19 protein-coding genes and 3 tRNA genes are annotated in these 17929 nt (G+C 72.6%); 8 read left to right on the forward strand and 14 right to left on the reverse strand.

Translation table 11 applies throughout. The features are described 5' to 3' along the window. Positions 1–244 precede the first annotated feature (244 nt). Complete coding sequence (locus tag BMX74_RS29335; protein ID WP_201784640.1) at positions 245–1225, reverse strand: thiamine-phosphate kinase; 981 nt, start codon at positions 1223–1225, stop codon at positions 245–247. A 47-nt stretch (positions 1226–1272) separates the two neighbouring features. Between BMX74_RS29335 and BMX74_RS29340 the strand changes: the two genes are divergently transcribed. Together BMX74_RS29340 and BMX74_RS29345 are read left to right on the forward strand one after the other, a co-directional pair. Next, positions 1273–1506: an Lrp/AsnC family transcriptional regulator gene (locus BMX74_RS29340; protein WP_055505133.1), complete on the forward strand. Its 234-nt coding sequence runs from the start codon at positions 1273–1275 to the stop codon at positions 1504–1506. 22 nt (positions 1507–1528) lie between these two features. After that, a complete protein-coding gene (locus BMX74_RS29345; protein WP_091103922.1) occupies positions 1529–1960 on the forward strand; it encodes a DUF3515 domain-containing protein in 432 nt (143 codons plus the stop codon). On the opposite strand, the gene BMX74_RS29350 is transcribed toward BMX74_RS29345, so the two are convergent. From BMX74_RS29350 to BMX74_RS29360, 3 genes are all read right to left on the reverse strand, one after another. Then, positions 1943–3037: a D-alanine--D-alanine ligase family protein gene (locus BMX74_RS29350; RefSeq protein ID WP_091103923.1), complete on the reverse strand. Its 1095-nt coding sequence runs from the start codon at positions 3035–3037 to the stop codon at positions 1943–1945. The two genes, BMX74_RS29345 and BMX74_RS29350, sit on opposite strands and share 18 nt — an antisense overlap. 62 nt (positions 3038–3099) lie before the next feature. Next, positions 3100–4110 (reverse strand): NAD(P)H-dependent glycerol-3-phosphate dehydrogenase, encoded by a 1011-nt coding sequence (locus BMX74_RS29355; RefSeq protein WP_055505136.1) that lies wholly within the window; start codon positions 4108–4110, stop codon positions 3100–3102. 4 nt (positions 4111–4114) lie between these two features. Next, complete coding sequence (locus BMX74_RS29360; protein ID WP_236714874.1) at positions 4115–4777, reverse strand: lysophospholipid acyltransferase family protein; 663 nt, start codon at positions 4775–4777, stop codon at positions 4115–4117. Positions 4778–4904: 127 nt separating this feature from the next. On the opposite strand from BMX74_RS29360, the gene cofC reads away from it, so the two are divergent. After that, a complete protein-coding gene (gene cofC / locus BMX74_RS29365; RefSeq protein WP_082535184.1) occupies positions 4905–5540 on the forward strand; it encodes a 2-phospho-L-lactate guanylyltransferase in 636 nt (211 codons plus the stop codon). Here cofC and BMX74_RS29370 read toward each other — a convergent pair. Further along, positions 5515–6729 (reverse strand): MFS transporter, encoded by a 1215-nt coding sequence (locus BMX74_RS29370; RefSeq protein WP_055505139.1) that lies wholly within the window; start codon positions 6727–6729, stop codon positions 5515–5517. The genes cofC and BMX74_RS29370 overlap by 26 nt on opposite strands. Before the next feature lie 55 nt (positions 6730–6784). Between BMX74_RS29370 and BMX74_RS29375 the strand changes: the two genes are divergently transcribed. Further along, complete coding sequence (locus tag BMX74_RS29375) at positions 6785–6991, forward strand: hypothetical protein (RefSeq protein ID WP_055505140.1); 207 nt, start codon at positions 6785–6787, stop codon at positions 6989–6991. Between the two features lie 78 nt (positions 6992–7069). Here BMX74_RS29375 and BMX74_RS29380 read toward each other — a convergent pair whose 3' ends face one another. The 4 genes from BMX74_RS29380 to leuC all read right to left on the reverse strand — a co-directional run bounded on the left by BMX74_RS29380 (position 7070) and on the right by leuC (position 9690). After that, positions 7070–7369 (reverse strand): HU family DNA-binding protein, encoded by a 300-nt coding sequence (locus tag BMX74_RS29380; RefSeq protein WP_055505141.1) that lies wholly within the window; start codon positions 7367–7369, stop codon positions 7070–7072. A gap of 100 nt (positions 7370–7469) precedes the next feature. Then, on the reverse strand, positions 7470–7727 hold the full coding sequence (locus tag BMX74_RS29385) for an SCO5555 family protein (RefSeq protein WP_091103925.1): 258 nt from the start codon (positions 7725–7727) through the stop codon (positions 7470–7472). Beyond that, positions 7706–8293: a 3-isopropylmalate dehydratase small subunit gene (leuD, locus tag BMX74_RS29390; RefSeq protein WP_055505143.1), complete on the reverse strand. Its 588-nt coding sequence runs from the start codon at positions 8291–8293 to the stop codon at positions 7706–7708. The genes BMX74_RS29385 and leuD overlap by 22 nt, the downstream gene beginning before the upstream one ends. An 11-nt stretch (positions 8294–8304) precedes the next feature. Then, positions 8305–9690, reverse strand: coding sequence for a 3-isopropylmalate dehydratase large subunit (gene leuC, locus BMX74_RS29395; protein ID WP_055505452.1), 1386 nt, complete (start codon positions 9688–9690; stop codon positions 8305–8307). Between the two features lie 62 nt (positions 9691–9752). Here leuC and BMX74_RS29400 point away from each other — a divergent pair, with 62 nt between their 5' ends. Then, complete coding sequence (locus BMX74_RS29400) at positions 9753–10469, forward strand: IclR family transcriptional regulator (protein ID WP_055505144.1); 717 nt, start codon at positions 9753–9755, stop codon at positions 10467–10469. Positions 10470–10527: 58 nt separating this feature from the next. Then, positions 10528–12249, forward strand: a complete 1722-nt coding sequence (locus tag BMX74_RS29405) for a hypothetical protein (protein WP_055505145.1) — start codon at positions 10528–10530, stop codon at positions 12247–12249. 129 nt (positions 12250–12378) lie between these two features. Here the strand turns inward: BMX74_RS29405 and BMX74_RS29410 are convergent. The 4 genes from BMX74_RS29410 to BMX74_RS29425 all read right to left on the reverse strand — a co-directional run bounded on the left by BMX74_RS29410 (position 12379) and on the right by BMX74_RS29425 (position 14619). After that, positions 12379–12451 (reverse strand) — tRNA-Glu (locus BMX74_RS29410). A 17-nt stretch (positions 12452–12468) separates the two neighbouring features. After that, a tRNA-Glu gene (locus BMX74_RS29415) sits at positions 12469–12544 on the reverse strand. Between the two features lie 129 nt (positions 12545–12673). Beyond that, positions 12674–13306, reverse strand: coding sequence for a response regulator (locus BMX74_RS29420; protein WP_055505146.1), 633 nt, complete (start codon positions 13304–13306; stop codon positions 12674–12676). Continuing rightward, on the reverse strand, positions 13303–14619 hold the full coding sequence (locus BMX74_RS29425) for a sensor histidine kinase (protein WP_091103927.1): 1317 nt from the start codon (positions 14617–14619) through the stop codon (positions 13303–13305). Before BMX74_RS29425 ends, BMX74_RS29420 begins: the two co-directional genes overlap by 4 nt. A gap of 140 nt (positions 14620–14759) precedes the next feature. Between BMX74_RS29425 and BMX74_RS29430 the strand changes: the two genes are divergently transcribed. Then, on the forward strand, positions 14760–15677 hold the full coding sequence (locus tag BMX74_RS29430) for an alpha/beta fold hydrolase (protein ID WP_256257326.1): 918 nt from the start codon (positions 14760–14762) through the stop codon (positions 15675–15677). Between the two features lie 45 nt (positions 15678–15722). On the opposite strand, the gene BMX74_RS29435 is transcribed toward BMX74_RS29430, so the two are convergent. Beyond that, positions 15723–15794 (reverse strand) — tRNA-Gln (locus tag BMX74_RS29435). 164 nt (positions 15795–15958) lie between these two features. On the opposite strand from BMX74_RS29435, the gene BMX74_RS29440 reads away from it, so the two are divergent. Next, entirely contained in the window at positions 15959–17929 is a 1971-nt protein-coding gene (locus tag BMX74_RS29440; RefSeq protein WP_091103928.1) for a M3 family metallopeptidase, read from the forward strand.

Raw genomic sequence — 17929 nt, forward strand, 5'->3', positions numbered from 1 at the left:
TCACCGCGGGCTGGTCCGGAGGCGCCGGCCAGCCGGGCTGCTCGTCAGGACCCCAGAAAGCGCTGCCGCTCCCCCGTTCTTCCCCGTCGTCGGATCCACCTGTGCCGTGGCGGCCCATGGCTGCCCTCTCTTCCGGTTACAGTGGCCGCCAATCTTCATAACACCTTCACTACGTCCTTGTCACAATAATCTCGGGAGTCACCACCACAAATCCCGAAAAATGTGCATAAATTGGGACGAAGCGTCACCGAAAGTGATCCCAACCCCCGCGCTCCACCGCACGCCCGCCCACCACGACCCCTTGACCTGCGACGACGCGCCCCACCACGCGCCACTCCTCAGGAAGCTCCGCATCGGCCGGGAACGCCGCCGCGAGCGCGTGATCCTCGCCACCGGTGAGGATCCACTCCAGCGGATCGGCGCCCAGCTCCTCGGCGGCCAGCGCCACCGGCTCGGCCACCGCGAACGCCTCGGGATCGAGCTCCACGCGCACCCCGCTGGCCTCGGCGACGTGCCCGACGTCCTGCACCAGGCCGTCGCTGACGTCCAGCATCGCGGTGGCGCCCAGCAGCGCCGCCGCCGGCCCCATCGCGTACGGCGGGCGCGGCCTGCGGTGCGCGGCCACCGCCTCCAGCAGCGGCGACCCCTCGGGCAGGCGCTCCGGCGCCAGGCCCGACCCCAGCAGCGCCAGCCCGGCCGCGGCGAACCCCAGCCGCCCCGCGACGGCCACCTTGTCCCCCGGCCGCGCCCCCGACCGGGTCACCGGTGCACGGCCGCCCAGGTCGCCCAGGGCGGTCACGCCGAGCACCACCAGGTCGCACCGGGTGACGTCGCCGCCCACGACGCTGGCCCCGACCAGCGCGCACTCGTCGCGGAAGCCGTCGGTCAGCGCGTCGAGCCATTCGGCGGACAGGTCGGGGGGCATGCCCAGCCCGACCACGATGGACGTGGGCGTCGCGCCCATGGCCGCGACGTCGGCGAGGTTCTGCGCGGCGGCCTTGCGGCCCACGTCGTACCCGCTGGACCAATCGCGGCGGAAGTGCCTACCCTCGATGAGTAGATCCGTTGACACGACCACACGCCCGTCGGGGGCGGCCACCATGGCGGCGTCATCGCCGGGGCCGAGCAGAACTGTCGCGCCTTGGGGCAGACGTCCGGCTATACGACCAACCACACCGAATTCGCCGAGATCTCCGACTGTGATAGCACACCTCCTGACCCACACAGGGTACGGTGGCCCTTCGGCGTGATCCAATCGCCCGGGAGGACGTTATGGTGCAGGCCTACATCCTTATTCAGACCGAGGTCGGGAAGGCCGCGGCCGTCGCCGGCGAGATCTCCGGGATTCCGGGGGTGACGCAGGCGGAGGACGTGACGGGACCCTACGACGTGATCGTCCGTGCGGAAGCGAACAACGTCGACGAGCTGGGCAAGCTGGTCGTCGCGCAGATTCAGGCTGTGGAGGGGATCACGCGTACCCTTACGTGTCCCATCGTCCATATCTGAAGCCTCAGAAGGTAGTCGTTCCATGCGTGCCGTCGCCGCCCTGCTCGTCGTCCTCGCCGCCGCCGGATGCTCAGGCGCGGTGCGGGTCGACCCGCCTTCGCCGCAGGGCGAGGCGGCGGCGGCGTGCGGGAGGCTGGCCGGGCTGCTGCCCGCGACGCTCGACGGCGCCGCGCGCGGCACGTCCACTCCCGAGTCGCCGTACGTCGCGGTGTGGGGCGACGCCGAGATCGCGCTGCGCTGCGGCGTCCCGCGGCCGGCCAGGATGGCCCCCACCGACCAGCTCCAGGAGGTCGACGGGGTGGGCTGGTTCGCCGACCCCGAGCGCCCCGCCCTGTTCACCGCCGTGGCCGACCCCCTGTACGTGGAGGTCACGATCGGGGGCGGGCACGCCGCGCCCGCCGTGCTCGCCGACCTGTCGGGCCCGATCGGCCAGGTCTCACCGAAGACCGGGTGACTTGGCCAGCGCGAGCTGGATGAGCCGGTCGACCAGCTCCGGGTACGACAGCCCGGAGGCGGCCCACAGCTGCGGCGCGACCGACAGCGACGTGAAGCCCGGCATCGTGTTGATCTCGTTGAGGATCAGCCGCCCCTCGGGCGTGTAGAAGAAGTCGACCCGCGACAGCCCCTCGCAGTCGAGCGCGTCGAACGCGCGCACCGCCATCGCCCGCAGCTCCTCGGCCGTCTCGGCCGGAATGTCCGCGGGCACCGTCAGCGACATCTGGTCGGGGTAGTACTTGGCCTCGAAGTCGAAGAACTCCTGGCCGCCCTCGACCCTGACCTCTCCGGCCAGCGACGCGGCGGCCGGCTCGTCGCCGGGCGACTCCAGCACCGCGCACTCGATCTCGCGCCCGGTGATCGCCTCCTCGATGAGCACCTTCGGGTCGTGCTGCCTGGCGAACTCCACGGCCGCCTCCAGCTGGGCCCGGTCGTGCGCCTTGGAGATGCCCTGGGACGAGCCCGCCCTGGCCGGCTTGACGAACAGCGGGTAGCCGAGCTCCTCGGCCTCCTTCAGCACGCGCTCGCGGTCGAGCCGCCAGTCGCGGTCGCGTACGACGACGTGGCGGCCGACAGGCAGCCCCGCCGCCGCCATCACGGTCTTCATGTACGCCTTGTCCATGCCGACGGCGCTGGCCAGCACGCCGGAGCCGACGTAGCGCACCCCGGCCATCTCCAGCAGGCCCTGGATCGTGCCGTCCTCGGCGAACGGGCCGTGCATCACGGGGAACACGACGTCCACGGCGCCCAGCTCGACCGGGATGCTGCCCGGGTCGTAGGCCACGAGGGGGCCGCCGCCGGCGGGCAGCGCGAGGGCCGCCCCGCTCGTGTCGACGACCGGCAGCTCGCCGGACTCGATGGCGAACCGCTGGTCGGACGCGGCCAGCACCCACCTGCCGTCCTGGGCGATCCCGATGGGGACCACCTCGTACTTGCTCCTGTCGATCGCCTCCAGCACGCTGCCCGCGCCCATCAGGGACACGGCGTGCTCGGAATTGCGACCTCCGAAAACGACGGCGACGCGTGGCTTGCTCATGACGTCCGAATCTACCGGCCTGTCCCCTGGACAGCGAGCCGGCCACGCAGGTGACGCGCCGCTCACAGGCCGTACCGCTCGGGTTTGGGCGAGCGGGACATGAGCAGCATGGCCGCCTCCGCCGGTGACATGCCGTCGTGGACGACCCCGACGACCACCTCGGTGATCGGCATCTCGACGTCGTGCTTGCGCGCCAGTTCGAGCACCGACTCGCAGGACTTCACGCCCTCCGCGGTCTGCTTGGTGGCGGCCACGACCTCTTCCAGCGTCATGCCGCGCCCCAGGTTCTCGCCGAACGTGCGGTTGCGCGACAGCGGCGAGGTGCAGGTGGCGACCAGGTCGCCCATGCCGGCCAGGCCGGCGAACGTGTGCGGGTCGGCGCCGAGCGCCGCGCCCAGGCGGCTGATCTCGGCCAGGCCGCGGGTGATGAGCATGGCGCTGACGTTGTCGCCCATGCCCATGCCGGCCGACACGCCCACGGCGAGCGCGATCACGTTCTTGACCGCGCCGCCCAGCTCGACGCCCACGACGTCGGGGTTGGTGTACGGGCGGAACCACGGCGGCAGGTGGCACAGGGCCTGCAGCCGCTCGGCCACGGCCTCGTCGGTGCAGGCGACGACGGTGGCGGCGGGCTGGCGCTGGGCGATCTCCTTGGCCAGGTTCGGCCCCGAGACGACGGCCACCCGCTCCTCGGGCACCCCGGCCACCTCGCGGATCACCTCGCTCATCCGCTTGGTGGTGCCGAGTTCGATGCCCTTCATCAGGCTGACCAGCACCGCGTCCGGCGGGATGTGCTCACGCCAGGCGACCAGATTGGGACGCAGCATCTGGGACGGCACCGCGAGCACCACGAACTCGGCGCCGTCGAGCGCCCGCGCCGGGTCGGTGGTGGCGCGCAGCGTCGGCGGCAGCGGGATGCCGGGCAGGTAGTCGGGGTTGACGTGGTCGCGGTCGATCGCCTCGACCAGCTCGGGCCTGCGCCCCCACAGCGTGACCCGGTGCCCCGCCTCGGCGAGGAGCATGGCGAAGGTGGTGCCCCACGAGCCCGTGCCGAACACCGCCACTGTCGTCATGACGTCACCGCCCGGCGGGGTCGAAGGGGGTTTCCGGCGCCTTTTCGCCGCGCAGCTCGGCGAGCTGCGCGGTGAGGGCCGCCATGATGTCGGCGGTGGCCTCGCGCAGCACGCCGGCGCGCAGCGGCTGCCCGTCGTACTTCGACAGGTCCACGGGCGGGCCGACGATCACGCGGAAGGTCTTGCGCGGGAACAGCCGCGGCTTCTTCTCCCCGTACGGCAGCAGCTCGTGCGCCCCCCAGTGGGCCACCGGGATCACCGGGGCGCCGCTCTCCAGCGCCAGCCTGGCCACGCCGGTCTTGCCCACCATGGGCCACAGCTCGGGGTCGCGGGTGCAGGTGCCCTCGGGGTAGAAGAGGATCGCGCCGCCGTCGGCCAGCCGGCGGGCCGACTCCGCGAGGGACCTGGCCGCCTCGCTGCTGCCCCTGGCCACCGGGATGGCGAGCAGCCCCCGTACGGCCCGGCCGAGGAGCGGCACCTTGAACAGGGCGGACTTGGCGAGGATCACCGGCCAGCGGCCGTTGTTGTAGAGGAAGTGCGCGAGCAGCACGGGGTCGGCCCACGACAGGTGGTTGGCGGCGATGATGAGCCCGCCCGTGCGCGGGAGGCGGTCTCCGTGCCGCCAGTCCTTCTTGACCAGGAGCCAGGACAGAGGTTTCACGATCACGACTGCCAGGGTTTCCCAGAAACGCGATGGTCTCGTGGGGCGGCTCATGGTCTCCTCCAACACGTCGGGATGCGCACCAAGTCTCCCGGTTGGCCGTGGGAGATGTCGAGGCGCGATGCTTAAGCCTATGAGCATCCGCTGGTCACTGGTCATCCCGGTGAAGACGCTGATCGCCGCGAAGACCCGCATGGCCGCCGCCGCGGGACCGTACCGTACGAGGCTGGCCGTGGCCGTGGCCTGCGACACCGTGGCGGCGGCGCTCGCCTGCCCGCCGGTGGCCCGCGTGATCGTCGTGACCGCCGACCCCGCCGCCGCGGGACCGCTCGCGGCGCTGGGCGCCGACGTGGTGCCCGACCCCGACAGGGGGCTGAACACGGCGCTGCGCACCGGCGCCGCCCACGCCGCCCGGGTGGCCCCGGACGACGCCGTGGGCGCCCTGCAGGCGGACCTGCCCGCCCTGCGCCCCGCCGAGCTGGCCGCGGCGCTGGAGGCGGCGGCGGAGTTCGACCAGGCGTTCGTGCCCGACGCGCTCGACGTCGGCACCACCTTCTACGGCGTGCGCCCCGAACGCCCGTTCATGCCGGGGTTCGGCGGGGAGTCGCGGGCCAGGCACCTGGCGGCGGGGGCGAAGGAGCTGTGCCTGCCGGGCCTCGACTCCCTCAGGCGCGACGTGGACACCCCCGACGACCTGCGCGCCGCCATGGCGCTCGGCCTGGGCGCGCACACGGCCGCGGTCGTCAGGGAGTTGTGGCCGCCCGCATGACGACGCGCGGCGCGGCCACCACGGCCAGGTGCGCCAGCCCGAGCAGCATGAGACCCGCGGCGAAGGCCGCGTAACCGCCGAGCCACTCCGCCAGGGCGCCGCCGAGCAGCCCGCCCAGCGGCATCGCGCCCCACATGAGGAAGCGCATGCTCGCGTTGACCCGTCCGAGCAGCGGCGCGGGCGTCACCCGCTGGCGGTGGCTCACCTGCGTGATGCCGAACACGGAGCTCGCCACGCCGAACAGCGACACCGACACCGGGTAGAGCAGCAGCCGCCAGCCCGGCCCCGTGGCCAGGGCGGGCAGCAGGGCAGCGGTCGCGACGACGGCCGCGCCGTAGAGCGCGCGGCCCGTGCCGAACCGCGCGGTCACCCTGGCCGTCACCGCCGCGCCGACCACCGCTCCCACCGCGGCCCCCGACAGCAGCAGGCCGTACCGGGCGGCGCCGACCTTGAGCTCCTCGACGAGGTAGAGGACGAGCCCGACCGACAGCACGCCGTTGCCCGCCATCACCGTCGCCCCGGTGACCGCGACCCTGCGCAGCACCGGCTCCCCCGCCACGAACCTGATGCCCTCGGCGACCTCCGCGCGCCAGCCCCTCCCCTGCGCCGCGCGGGGACGCGCGACGTCCTCCTCGGCTCGCACGCCTGACAGCAGCAGCGCCGACAGCAGGTAGCTGACCGCGTCGGCCAGCAGCGCGACGGGCGCGGTCAGCACGCCCGTCAGCCAGCCGCCCGCGCCCGGCCCGACCAGCACGGACGTGCTCCTCGTGACCTCCAGGACGCCGTTGCCGCGTTCGAGCCGGTCCGCCGGGACGACGGCGGGCAGCAGGCTCATGTGGGCGATGTCGAAGAACACCGCGCCGAGGCCGAGGATCAGGGCGACGGCGTACAGGTGGGGCATGGTGAGCACGTCCAGCCAGGCGGCGACCGGGACGGTCAGCAGCGCGACGCCGCGCACCGCGTCGGACCAGACGAGGATCGGGCGGCGGCGCACCCGGTCCACCCAGACCCCGGCCGGCAGTCCGACCAGCAGGAACGCCACCATCTGCGCCGCCGACAGCAGGCCCAGCTCGAACGCGCCCGCGTCGAGCCCGAGCGCGGCGGCCAGCGGCAGGGCCACCACCGTGATCTGCGTGCCCATCTGCGTGATGCCGTTCGCCCAGGCGAACCGGAGGAAGTCGGATCCCACCCGGGGATCCTCCCGGTCTCGCGGCCCGTGCGGCAAACGGATTACGCTGGTCGGCGTGCAGGCGACCGTACGCAGCTTCGACCAGGCGACCCGTTCGGGCACGGTCTTCCTCGACGACGGGACCGTCCTCGCGTTCGGCGCGGCGGCGTTCGACGCGGGCCCGCTGCGGCTGCTGCGCAGCGGCCAGCGGGTGAACCTGGCCGTCTCGGAAGGCGAGATCACCTACGTGACGCTCTCCACCTTCCCGCTCCCCGGATCCTGAGGCCCCCGCGTCGCACGCGGCGAGCGGAAACAGGAACGCCCGGGCCGTCCGGCCCGGGCGTCACACGTTCCCCTGGGATTACTTCTTCTTCCCGACCTTCTTGCCGCCCTGGTTCACCAGCTCCTTGAAGTCGGAACCGGGGCGGAACTTGGGCGCCCAGCCCTCCTCGACGTTGATTTCCGCACCGGTCGACGGGTTTCTGGCCGTGCGGGCCGGCTTGTGCACCATCTCGAACGCTCCGAAGCCCGTGATCGAGACCTTGTCACCGTTCGACACGGCCTTCTGAATGGTGTCGACGATCGCGTTCACCGCCTCGGTGGCCGTCTTCTTGTCGCCCACCCGCTGCGTGATGGCCTCGACGAGTTCTCGCTTGTTCATGAAAGTCCTGCTCCCCCAGTTACGGCTCGGGGTTCCAGCCCAGACGTTCGACGGAGAAACCCCTTACGCGACTCGAAAGTAGGCGTAACCGCGTGGGAACTCAATCACCCACGGTGTTTTCTTCATCGCGTGGCGTGTCGGGCGGCGGTTCCAGCGCCCCGAGAAACGCGTCGAGCCGCGCGGCGGCCCTTTCCGGGTCGCGCTTGGCCAGGTCGCAAATGGCGAGATGGCGGCGGGCCAGCCGCTCCTTTTCCGCGGCCTGGCCCGGCTCCCCGGCCGGGAGCATGCGGACGCGGCGGTGCGCCTCGCGCAACCGCCGCGCCAGTTCGTCGTCGTCTAGACGGTCGTCGGCAGCCATGGCTGCCGCCCATTCTCGTACGCCGCGATGTCGTCGGCGTGACGCAGGGTCAGCCCGATGTCGTCGAGGCCCTCCAGGAGCCGCCAGCGGGTGTAGTCGTCGATCTCGAACGGGACGGTCTCGTCCGCCCAGCGGACCTCGCGGCCCTCCAGGTCGACGGTCACCTGCAGCGTGGGGTCGGCCTCGACCGCGGCCTGCAGCGCCTCGACCTTGTCGCCGGGCAGGACGACGGGCAGCAGGCCCATCTTGGTGGAGTTGTTGCGGAAGATGTCGCCGAACCTGGCGGCGATCACGACGCGGAACCCGTACTGCTGCAGGGCCCACACGGCGTGCTCGCGGGAGGAGCCGGTGCCGAAGTCGGGGCCGGAGACCAGGACGGTGCCGCCCGCGTAGGCGGGGTCGTTCAGCACGAACGACGGGTCCTCGCGCCAGGCGGCGAACAGGCCCTTCTCGAAGCCGGTGCGGCTGACCTGCTTGAGCCAGACGGCCGGGATGATCTGGTCGGTGTCGACGTTGCTGCGGCGCAGCGGCACCGCCGTACCGGTGTGGGTGGTGAAGGCTTCCATCGTTCGGTCTCCTAGAGGTCGGCGGGGGCGGTCAGGCGGCCGGTGACCGCGGTCGCGGCGGCGACCTGCGGCGACACCAGGTGGGTGCGGCCACCCTTGCCCTGGCGGCCCTCGAAGTTGCGGTTGGAGGTGGAGGCGCTGCGCTCGCCGGGCTGGAGCGTGTCGGGGTTCATGCCGAGGCACATCGAGCAGCCGGCCTCGCGCCACTCGGCGCCCGCGGACCTGAACACCTCGTGCAGGCCCTCCTGCTCGGCCTGCAGCTTGACCAGCATCGAGCCGGGCACGATGAGCGTGCGCGTCTTCACCTGGCGGCCGCGCAGGATCTCGGCGGCGGCGCGCAGGTCCTCGATGCGGCCGTTGGTGCACGAGCCGACGAAGACGGTGTCGACCTCGACCTCGCGCAGCGGCGTGCCGGCGGTGAGGCCCATGTACTCCAGGGCGCGCTCGGCGGCGGCCCGCTCCACCGGGTCGGAGAAGCTCTCGGGGCTCGGCACGGACTCGCCGAGCGGCAGGCCCTGCCCGGGGTTGGTGCCCCACGTGACGTACGGCGTGAGGGTGGAGGCGTCGATCTCGACGACCTTGTCGAACACGGCGTCGTCGTCGGTGCGCAGCGTCTTCCAGTACTCGACGGCCTGGTCCCACAGCTCGCCCTGCGGCGCGTGCGGGCGGCCCTCCAGGTAGGCGAACGTGGTCTCGTCCGGCGCGATCAGGCCGGCGCGGGCGCCCGCCTCGATGGACATGTTGCAGACGGTCATCCGGCCCTCCATGGAGAGCTTGCGGACGGCCTCGCCGCGGTACTCGACGATGTAGCCCTGGCCGCCGCCGGTGCCGATCCTGGCGATGATGGCGAGGATGAGGTCCTTGGCGGTGACGCCGGGGGGCAGCTCGCCCGACACCTCGATGGCCATGGTCTTCGGCCGGTAGGCGGGCAGCGTCTGGGTGGCCAGGACGTGCTCGACCTCGGAGGTGCCGATGCCGAAGGCGATGGCGCCGAACGCGCCGTGGGTGGAGGTGTGCGAGTCGCCGCAGACGATGGTCATGCCCGGCTGGGTCAGGCCGAACTGCGGGCCGATGATGTGCACGACGCCCTGACCGGCGTCGCCCATCGGGTGCAGCCGGACGCCGAACTCGGCGGCGTTCTTGCGCAGCGTCTCGACCTGCGTCTTGGACACCGGGTCGGAGATCGGCCCGAGCACGGTCGGGACGTTGTGGTCCTCGGTGGCGATGGTGAGATCGGGCCGCCGCACGCCTCGCCCGGCGAGACGGAGCCCGTCGAACGCCTGGGGGCTGGTCACCTCGTGGATGAGGTGCAGGTCGATGTAGAGCAGGTCGGGTTCGCCCTCGGCACGTCGGACGACGTGCTGCTCCCAGACCTTCTCGGCCAGTGTGCGGCCCATGATCTCCTCCTTGAGAATCATCCGACTTGCTTTCTCATATGTCGAGACGGCAGTATCGGTGTATGGACAACTCTAGCGGAGTCGGAGTACTGGACAAGGCCGTTCTGGTACTCAACGCCCTCGAAGCAGGCCCTGCTTCACTGGCTCAGCTCGTTCAGGCCACCGGCCTGGCCCGGCCCACGGCCCACAGACTCGCCGTCGCACTGGAGCACCACCGCATCGTCAGCCGCGACACGCAGGGCAGATTCGTCCTCGGCCCGCGGCTGTCCGAGTTGTCCACCGCCGCCGGCGAGGACCGGCTGCTCGCCGTGGCCGCCCCCGTGCTGACCCAGCTCCGCGACCTGACCGGCGAGAGCGCCCAGCTCTACCGCCGCCAGGGCGACGAGCGCGTCTGCGTCGCCGCCGCCGAACGCGCCAGCGGCCTGCGCGACACCGTCCCCGTCGGGTCGGCGCTGCCCATGACCGCCGGCTCCGCCGCCCAGATACTCCTCGCCTGGGAGGAGCCCGACCGCCTGCACCGCGGCCTGCGCGGCGCCAAGTTCACCGCCGCCACCCTCGCCTCCGTCCGCAGGCGCGGCTGGGCCCACAGCGTCGGCGAACGCGAGCAGGGCGTCGCCAGCGTGTCCGCCCCCATCAGGGGCAGCGGCGGCAAGGTGATCGCCGCCGTCTCCGTCTCCGGCCCGATCGAGCGGCTCACCAGGGCGCCCGGCAGGCTCCACGCGGTGCCCGTCATGGCCGCCGCCGAGCGGATCACCGAGGCGATGCGCCGCACGTCATGATCGGTGAATGCCGGAATTTCGGGAGCCGACTGCCTCGGGAGCGCACTAGCCTGAGTGGGTGACAGATCGCATCGAGGTAGCCGCCACTGAGCTGCGACCCCTGCTCGAAGAGTTCATCATGTGGGCCCGCGTCAACGCGCCCGACAGCGACCCCGAGCTCGTGGGGCCCGCAGCACTGTGGCACCGTCTCGCCTTCTCGCAGGACCTCGGCACCTGGAAGCGCGCCGACCTGCGCAACCTGCTGCTCGACCGCATGCCCAAGGTCGTGGAGGACCCCGACGCCGCGGCCGACGGCATGCTCCCGGCCGTCGACGCGTACCTGACGTTCCTCTCCCAGACCGGCAGGCTCGCCAAGGGCTCGGACTCCCTCGCAGATCTGCAGGCGGAGCTCGACGACGTCGAAGACGAGTTCGTCGAGCTCATGGAAGACCTCATCGAGGACGACGAGGACGACGACGACGAGGAGGCCGGCGACCTCGGCGACTTCGAACCCTTCGCCGACGAGCTGGCCGAGCTCGACACCATCAGGCTGCGGCCCGACTCCGAGCTGGCCGCGCTGGCCCGCACGGCCCCGCTCGTCGCCAAGGCCCGCGACCTGGCCCTGTGGGTCGGCTCCGGCCGCCGCGTCGGCGAGGACACCCTGCTCAGCGACGCCGAGGTGGAGGAGGCGCTGCGGGCCGTCGGCCTGCCGAGGCCCGAGACCGACCGGCCGCTCGCCGAGTCCGTCCCCCACCTGTGGAACATCTGGAACCTCGCCGTCGACCTCGAGTTCCTCGAACCCGGCGAGGGCGGCACCGTCCACGTCCAGGACGACACCTCCGACTGGCCGTTCGACGACGACGAGGACGTCCTCGACGCCTGGATGCTGGGGCTGCACTCGGTCGACTACGGCGACCCCGAGCTGTCCGACGAGGACCTCACGATGGCGCTGGCCGGGCTCACCCGCGGCGTCCTCGTGCGGCTGCTGCTCGCCGGCGGCTCCCGCGAGATCGACGACCTCGGCAGGGAGCTGGCCGAGGCCGCCGCCGACCTCGACGAGCTGGGCGCCGAGGCCTGGGAGGCGGCGGGCGACCCGCTGGCCGGCGCGATCGACTGGCTCGTCGGCTACGGCATGGCCGAGGTCGAGGGCGACGCCGTCAGGCTCACCCCGCTCGGCACCGAGGGCGTCATCCACCTGGTCGACGACGCCGACATCGAGATCGACGCGAGGCCCGCGATCGAGTCCATGACGGCGCACGAGCTGCTCGCGCTCAGCGCCGAGCTGCCCGAGGACGAAGCCGACGCCGAGTTCGCCGCCTGGATGCGGCTGCGCGAGCCGGCCAAGGCCGCCGAGGAGCTGCTGGAGGCCGCGGTCGAGGACGAGAACGACGCCCTCATCAGGGTGCAGGCCGCCAGCGTGGTGGGCACGCTGGGCGAGGCGGCCGTCCCGGCCTGGCAGGAGGCGCTCAAGCAGCCGTCGCTGCGCCCGTACGCGGCGACCCACCTGAGCCAGCTCGGGGTCGAGGGGGCCCCCGAACCCACCCAGGACGACACGCACTGGCTGATCCTCGACATGTGGACGATCTCGGCGGGCCTCGGCCGGTCCGAGTTCGTGAGCAGCCTGCAGGACATCGGGCCCGAGATGGTCAACGAGCTGCTCGACGTCATCTGGAAGATCCCGCACGGCCACGTCGAGGAGCTGCTCGACCTGATTTCCCAGGTGCACCCGGACAAGCAGGTGGCGAAGGCCGCCAAGCGGGCGCTGTTCAAGGCCCGCTCCGCTGGGCAGCCCGCCAGGTAACGCCCCCGCCCGTCCTCGAAGCCCGGTCGCGACCCGCGCGGCCGGGCTTCTCGCCGCCCTGCCCGTGCCGGGCCGGAACAGCGAAAAGCTCCGGGCCGTGTACGGCACCGGAGCTGCATGAGAAAGACGTAGTCCCGACCGGATTCGAACCGGCGCTACCGCCTTGAGAGGGCGGCGTCCTGGGCCACTAGACGACGGGACCTTGCTGCGCTTGTGGAGTGGTAGTCCCGACCGGATTCGAACCGGCGCTACCGCCTTGAGAGGGCGGCGTCCTGGGCCACTAGACGACGGGACCTGGTCCCACAAGCTGTGTGCCGGGGCTCCCCGGCAACGGAGGTAACTCTACCGCACCCCGGAGACCACTCCAAACCGCTATCAGCCCGCCAGATCGGCCACCCCGGGGCGGAGGAGGCCGCCTGCCCGGCTAGGGGTGGAGGAGACCGCGGCGGTAGGCCTCGCCGACCGCGGCCGCGCGGTCGCGGACGTCCAGCTTGGCGTAGACGTGCAGCAGGTGCGTCTTCACGCTCGCCTCGCTGATGAAGAGCTCGGCGGCCGCCTCGCGGTTCGTCGCTCCCCCGGCCACCAGCCGCAGCACCTCCAGCTCACGCCCCGTCAGCACCCCTCGGGCGGGCCTGCGCACATGGTCGGCCAGCCGCCCGGCCGCCGCGGGCGCGAGCACCGTCTCCCCCCTGTGCGTGGCGCGCACGGCCCGCGCCAGCTCCTCAGGCGGCGCGTCCTTGAGCAGGTAGCCGTCCGCGCCCGCCTCCAGCGCGGGCAGCACGTCCGTGTCGAAGGTCGTGAGGACGAGCACGCGGGGCGGCTCCCCCTCCCCCGCGGCCCGCAGGGCGCGGATGGCGGCGACGCCGGCCAGGCCGGGCATGCGCAGGTCCAGCAGGACGACGTCGGGAGCGAGCCGGGCGGTCAGCCGCACCGCCTCCTCACCGTCGCCCGCCTCCCCAGCGATCTCCAGGTCGGGTTCGCGGCCGAGCACCGCACGCAGGCCGTCGCGCACGATCGGGTGGTCGTCGACGATGAGCAGCCTGATGAGCGTCGTCATGGACGGCCTTCCGGAGGTATGGCGGGCACGGCCGCGGCGACGGCGGTGCCGCGGCCGGGCTCTGACTCGACCTCCAGGGTGCCACCGACGCCGCGCACCCGCTGCCGCATGCCGTCGAGCCCGAAGCCGTCGCCCGGCGCCCGCGGGTCGAATCCCCGCCCGTCATCACGCACGTCCAGCAGGACGCCCCGCGGGCCGCCGTCCCGGCCGCCGGCGGCGTGGGCGGCGTGCGGGCCGGGGAAGGGGAGGTCCGTGTACGACAGGGTCAGGGCCGCGCGCCGGGCCCCGGCGTGCTTGGCGACGTTGGTCAGCGCTTCCTGCGCCACCCGGAACAGGGTGTCCTCGACGTCGGCGGCGAGCGCCACGGGCGTCCCCGTGATCTCGACGGCCAGGGCGAGGCCGGTCCGGGCCTCCCACTCGGCGGCCAGCCGGGTCAGGGCGTCGGGCAGGCGGGAGTCCTCCAGCGGCCCCGGGCGCAGGGCGCGCACGGCGCGGCGGGCCTCGGCGAGGCCGCTGCGGGCCAGTGCGGACGCCCGGTCGAGGTGGCGTCGCCGCTCCGGCTCACCGGCGGCGGCGTCGGCGGCTGCGAGCTGGCCGATGACGGCGGCGAGGTCCTGGGCCACGGTGTCGTGGATCTCACCGGCGACGCGCTGCCGCTCGTCGAGCACGCCCGCGTGCCTGGCCTGGTCGAGGAGGCGGGCGTGCAGGGCGGCGTTCTCGGCCAGGGCGGCGCGCAGCTCCTCGACGAGCCTGCGCCGCCTGTCACTCTCGGCGGAGACGTACCAACCGGCGACGGCCAGCGGGAGTGCCAGGCCGCCGATGACGACGAGCAGCCCGGCGGTGTCGTCGGCGCCCGCCTGGCCGAGGACGACCGCGGCGGCGGTGAGCGCGACGCCCGCGATGACGAGCCGTCCGGGGAGCAGGGCGGTGGCGAGCAGGTATCCGGCCGAGGCGAACACCGTGAAGGCGGCGTCGCACGCCACGAGCGCCCCGGCGATCGCCACCAGGCCCGCGTGGTGCACGACGACCGGCACCCGTCGCGCCCAGCCCCAGGCGGGCGGAAGAGGGGAGCCGCGTCTCAGCCTGCCCTCTCGACGTGGGAGGCCCAGAGGCGCGAGCCAGAGGGCCGCCAGGACGGCCAGGGGCGGCCAGGACGTGCCCGCCAGCCAGGGGGCGACGGCCAGTGCCGGTGTGCCGGGCCTGGGGCCGCCCGCGCCGTCGCCGAACGCGACCGCGGCGATCACGGAGACCGCGAGCAGGCCGTAGGCGATGGTCAGGTGCACCAGGCGTTCGCGCCCGTCGAGCCGGCTCACGTCCCCAGCCTGACATGCCGCGCGCCATGTACCGAGCCTGGGCCGCCTGCCGGTTCGCCGATCGGTTGACGGGGGCGTCCACCGGATGGAGGGCCGGGCGGGCGATGCGGGAGCCGGGTGCGGCGGGCGAGCATCTTCGCATGAGCGATCACATGAGCAGAGCGGTGGACCGGTCCACGGCCCTCACCGGCGACGGGACCTCCTCGGACGTGCAGGCGGGGGCGGTGACCACGTACGTGTTCGTGAGCGGGGCGAACGGGGCGCCCGCCCAGGATCCCGAGCTGACGTTGCGCGGGCACCGCTGCGTGGGGGTGGAGTTGCCTGGCCACGGGGCCGCCCGGCAGTTCGACCTCGCCTACCAGGCCCCCCAGGACCTGGAGCGGCTCGCCGCGCTGCCCTCGGCCGTCGCGGGCGTCACGCTGGACGACCACGTCGAGGCCACCGTGACGGTCGTGCGCAGGGCCGCCGAGCACGGTCCCGTCGTCCTGGTGGGCGGCAGCCTGGGCGGCACGGCGATCACGAAGGCCGCCGACGAGGTGCCGCACCTGATCCACCGGCTCGTGTACGACGCCGCGTTCTGCTGCACGGACCTGCGCTCCCCCGCCGAGTACCTGGAGACGCCCGAGGCGGCGGGGAGCCTCGCGTCGGCCGTGCTGGCCGGGATCGTGGGAGATCCCCGGGTCATCGGGGCGGTCCGGGTGAACTGGCGTTCGGCCGACAGGGCGTTCGTGGACGCCGTGAAGGCCGCCTTCATGGAGGGCGCGACCGACGGGGAGGTGCTGGCCATGATGAACACGCTGCTGCCGGACGAGAGCCTGCTGGTGTCGGCGGGCGACGCCCGCGGCCGGCCGGACGCATGGGGCCGGGTGCCGCGTACGTACATCAGGCACACGCGGGACCGGATGATCCCGCTCGCGCTGCAGGACCGGATGATCAGGGAGGCGGACGCGGCGACGCCGGGCAACGGTTTCGACGTGCGCACGGTGGACGCGCCGCACGCGCCGACGCCGGCGGTGTACCGGCGGATCACGGAGATCCTGCACCGGCTGGCGGCATAAGAAAACGGACGCCTCCGTGTGGAGACATCCGCTCTGTTTTCCCTGCTGGGGTACCAGGACTCGAACCTAGACTAACTGAACCAGAATCAGTCGTGCTGCCAATTACACCATACCCCACCGCTGCGATCCCCTTGGGGTTTCGCTTGGCGACGTCCGAAAGAATAGCCCAGCTACGGGGGTAAGACCAAAACGAATACCGGGACGCCTCCGTGGCGGCCCCGGCGACGGCCCGGCCGTGCCAAGCTGATGGGGACAAAACCCCACGTGGAGGAGCCCAAGCGTTGGCCGAGAACCCGTTCTTCGCCCCCAGCAGCCTGCCCTACCAGTTGCCGCCGTTCGCGGAGATCCGCGAGGAGCACTACCTGCCCGCGTTCGAGCGCGGCATGGCCGAGCAACTGGCCGAGGTCGACGCGATCGCGAGCAACCCCGAGCCGCCCACGTTCGAGAACACGATCGCGGCGCTGGAGCGGTCGGGGCGCGTCCTCGGCCGCGCCGCCACGGCCTTCTTCACGGTCGCCGCCTCGAACTCCACCGACGGCGTCATGGAGATCGAGAAGCGGATCTCGCCCGAGCTGTCCAAGCACAGCGACGCCATCCGGCTGAACCGCGCGCTGTGGGCCCGCATCAAGCAGGTCGCCACGGACGACCCCGAGGAGGCGTGGCTGCTGGAGAAGTACCGCGACGACTTCGTCAGGGCCGGCGCTGACCTGACCGAGCCCGAGCAGGCGCGGCTGCGCGAGCTGAACGAGGAGCTGTCCCGCCTGTCGACCGAGTTCCGGCAGATCCTGCTGCGGGCCTCGACGGAGTCGGCCCTGGTCGTCGACGACGCCAAGGAGCTCGACGGGATGGACGAGGCCGCGGTCTCGGCGCTGGTGCAGGACGACGGCCGCTACGCCCTGCCGCTGCTGAACTTCACCAACCAGCCGGCGCTCGCGCAGCTCACCGACCGCGAGGTGCGCCGCAGGCTGTACACGCTGAGCGTGGAGCGCGCGCCGCGCAACTTCGAGGTGGCGGCGCGCATGGCGCGGCTGCGGGCGGAGCGGGCGGCGCTGCTGGGCTTCCCGAACCACGCCGCCTACTCGGTCGCCGACCAGACCGCCAAGACCGTCGAGGCGGTCGAGGAGATGCTGGGCCAGCTGGTCGGGCCGGCCGTGCGCAACGCCCGCAGGGAGGCGGAGGCGCTGGCCGAACAGGCCGGGTTCGCGATCGAGCCGTGGGACTGGTCGTACTACGCGGAGAAGGTGCGCAAGGCCCGCTACGACTTCGACGCGGAGGCGGTGCGTCCGTACTTCGAGCTGGAGCGCGTCTACCGCGACGGCGTCTTCCACGCCGCCACCCGCCTGTACGGCGTCACCTTCGCCGACCGGCCGGACCTGCGGGGCTACCACGAGGACGTCACGGTCTTCGAGGTGTCCGACGCCGACGGCACGCCGCTCGGGCTGTTCGCGCTCGACCCGTACGCGAGGGCGAACAAGCGGGGCGGCGCGTGGATGAACAACCTGGTGGACCAGTCGTTCCTGTTCGACGAGCTGCCCGTGGTGATGAACAACCTCAACGTCACCAAGCCGGCCTCCGGGCCGACCCTGCTGACGTACGACGAGGTCACGACCGCCTTCCACGAGTTCGGCCACGCGCTGCACGGGCTGTTCTCGCGCGTGCGCTACCCGCGGGTCTCCGGCACGAACGTGCCGCGCGACTTCGTCGAGTACCCGTCGCAGGTGAACGAGATGTGGGTCACCTGGCCGGAGATCCTGGCCAACTACGCCAGGCACTACGAGACGGGCGAGCCGATGCCGCAGGAGCTCGTGGACAAGCTGACGGCGGCCGAGCAGTTCAACCAGGGCTTCAAGACGGTGGAGTACCTCGCGGCGACGCTCCTCGACTGGGCCTGGCACAAGCTGGCCCCGGGCGAGGACCCCGGCGACCCGGAGGCGTTCGAGGCGGCGGCCCTGGAGGCGGCGGGCATCGCGTTCGCGCCGGTGCCGCCCCGGTACCGCACGAACTACTTCGCGCACATCTTCGCGGGCGGCTACAGCGCCGGGTACTACTCGTACATCTGGAGCGAGGTGCTCGACGCGGAGAGCGTGGAGTGGTTCAAGGAGAACGGCGGCCTCACCCGGGAGAACGGCGACCACTTCCGGCGGGAGCTGCTGTCGCGGGGCGGGAGCGTCGATCCGCTGGCGGCCTTCCGGGCGTTCCGGGGCGGGGAGCCGCGCATCGAGCCGCTGCTCACCCGCCGCGGCCTCGCCTGA

Origin of the sequence: Nonomuraea pusilla, from assembly GCF_900109355.1 — a bacterium.
Classification (GTDB): domain Bacteria; phylum Actinomycetota; class Actinomycetes; order Streptosporangiales; family Streptosporangiaceae; genus Nonomuraea; species Nonomuraea pusilla.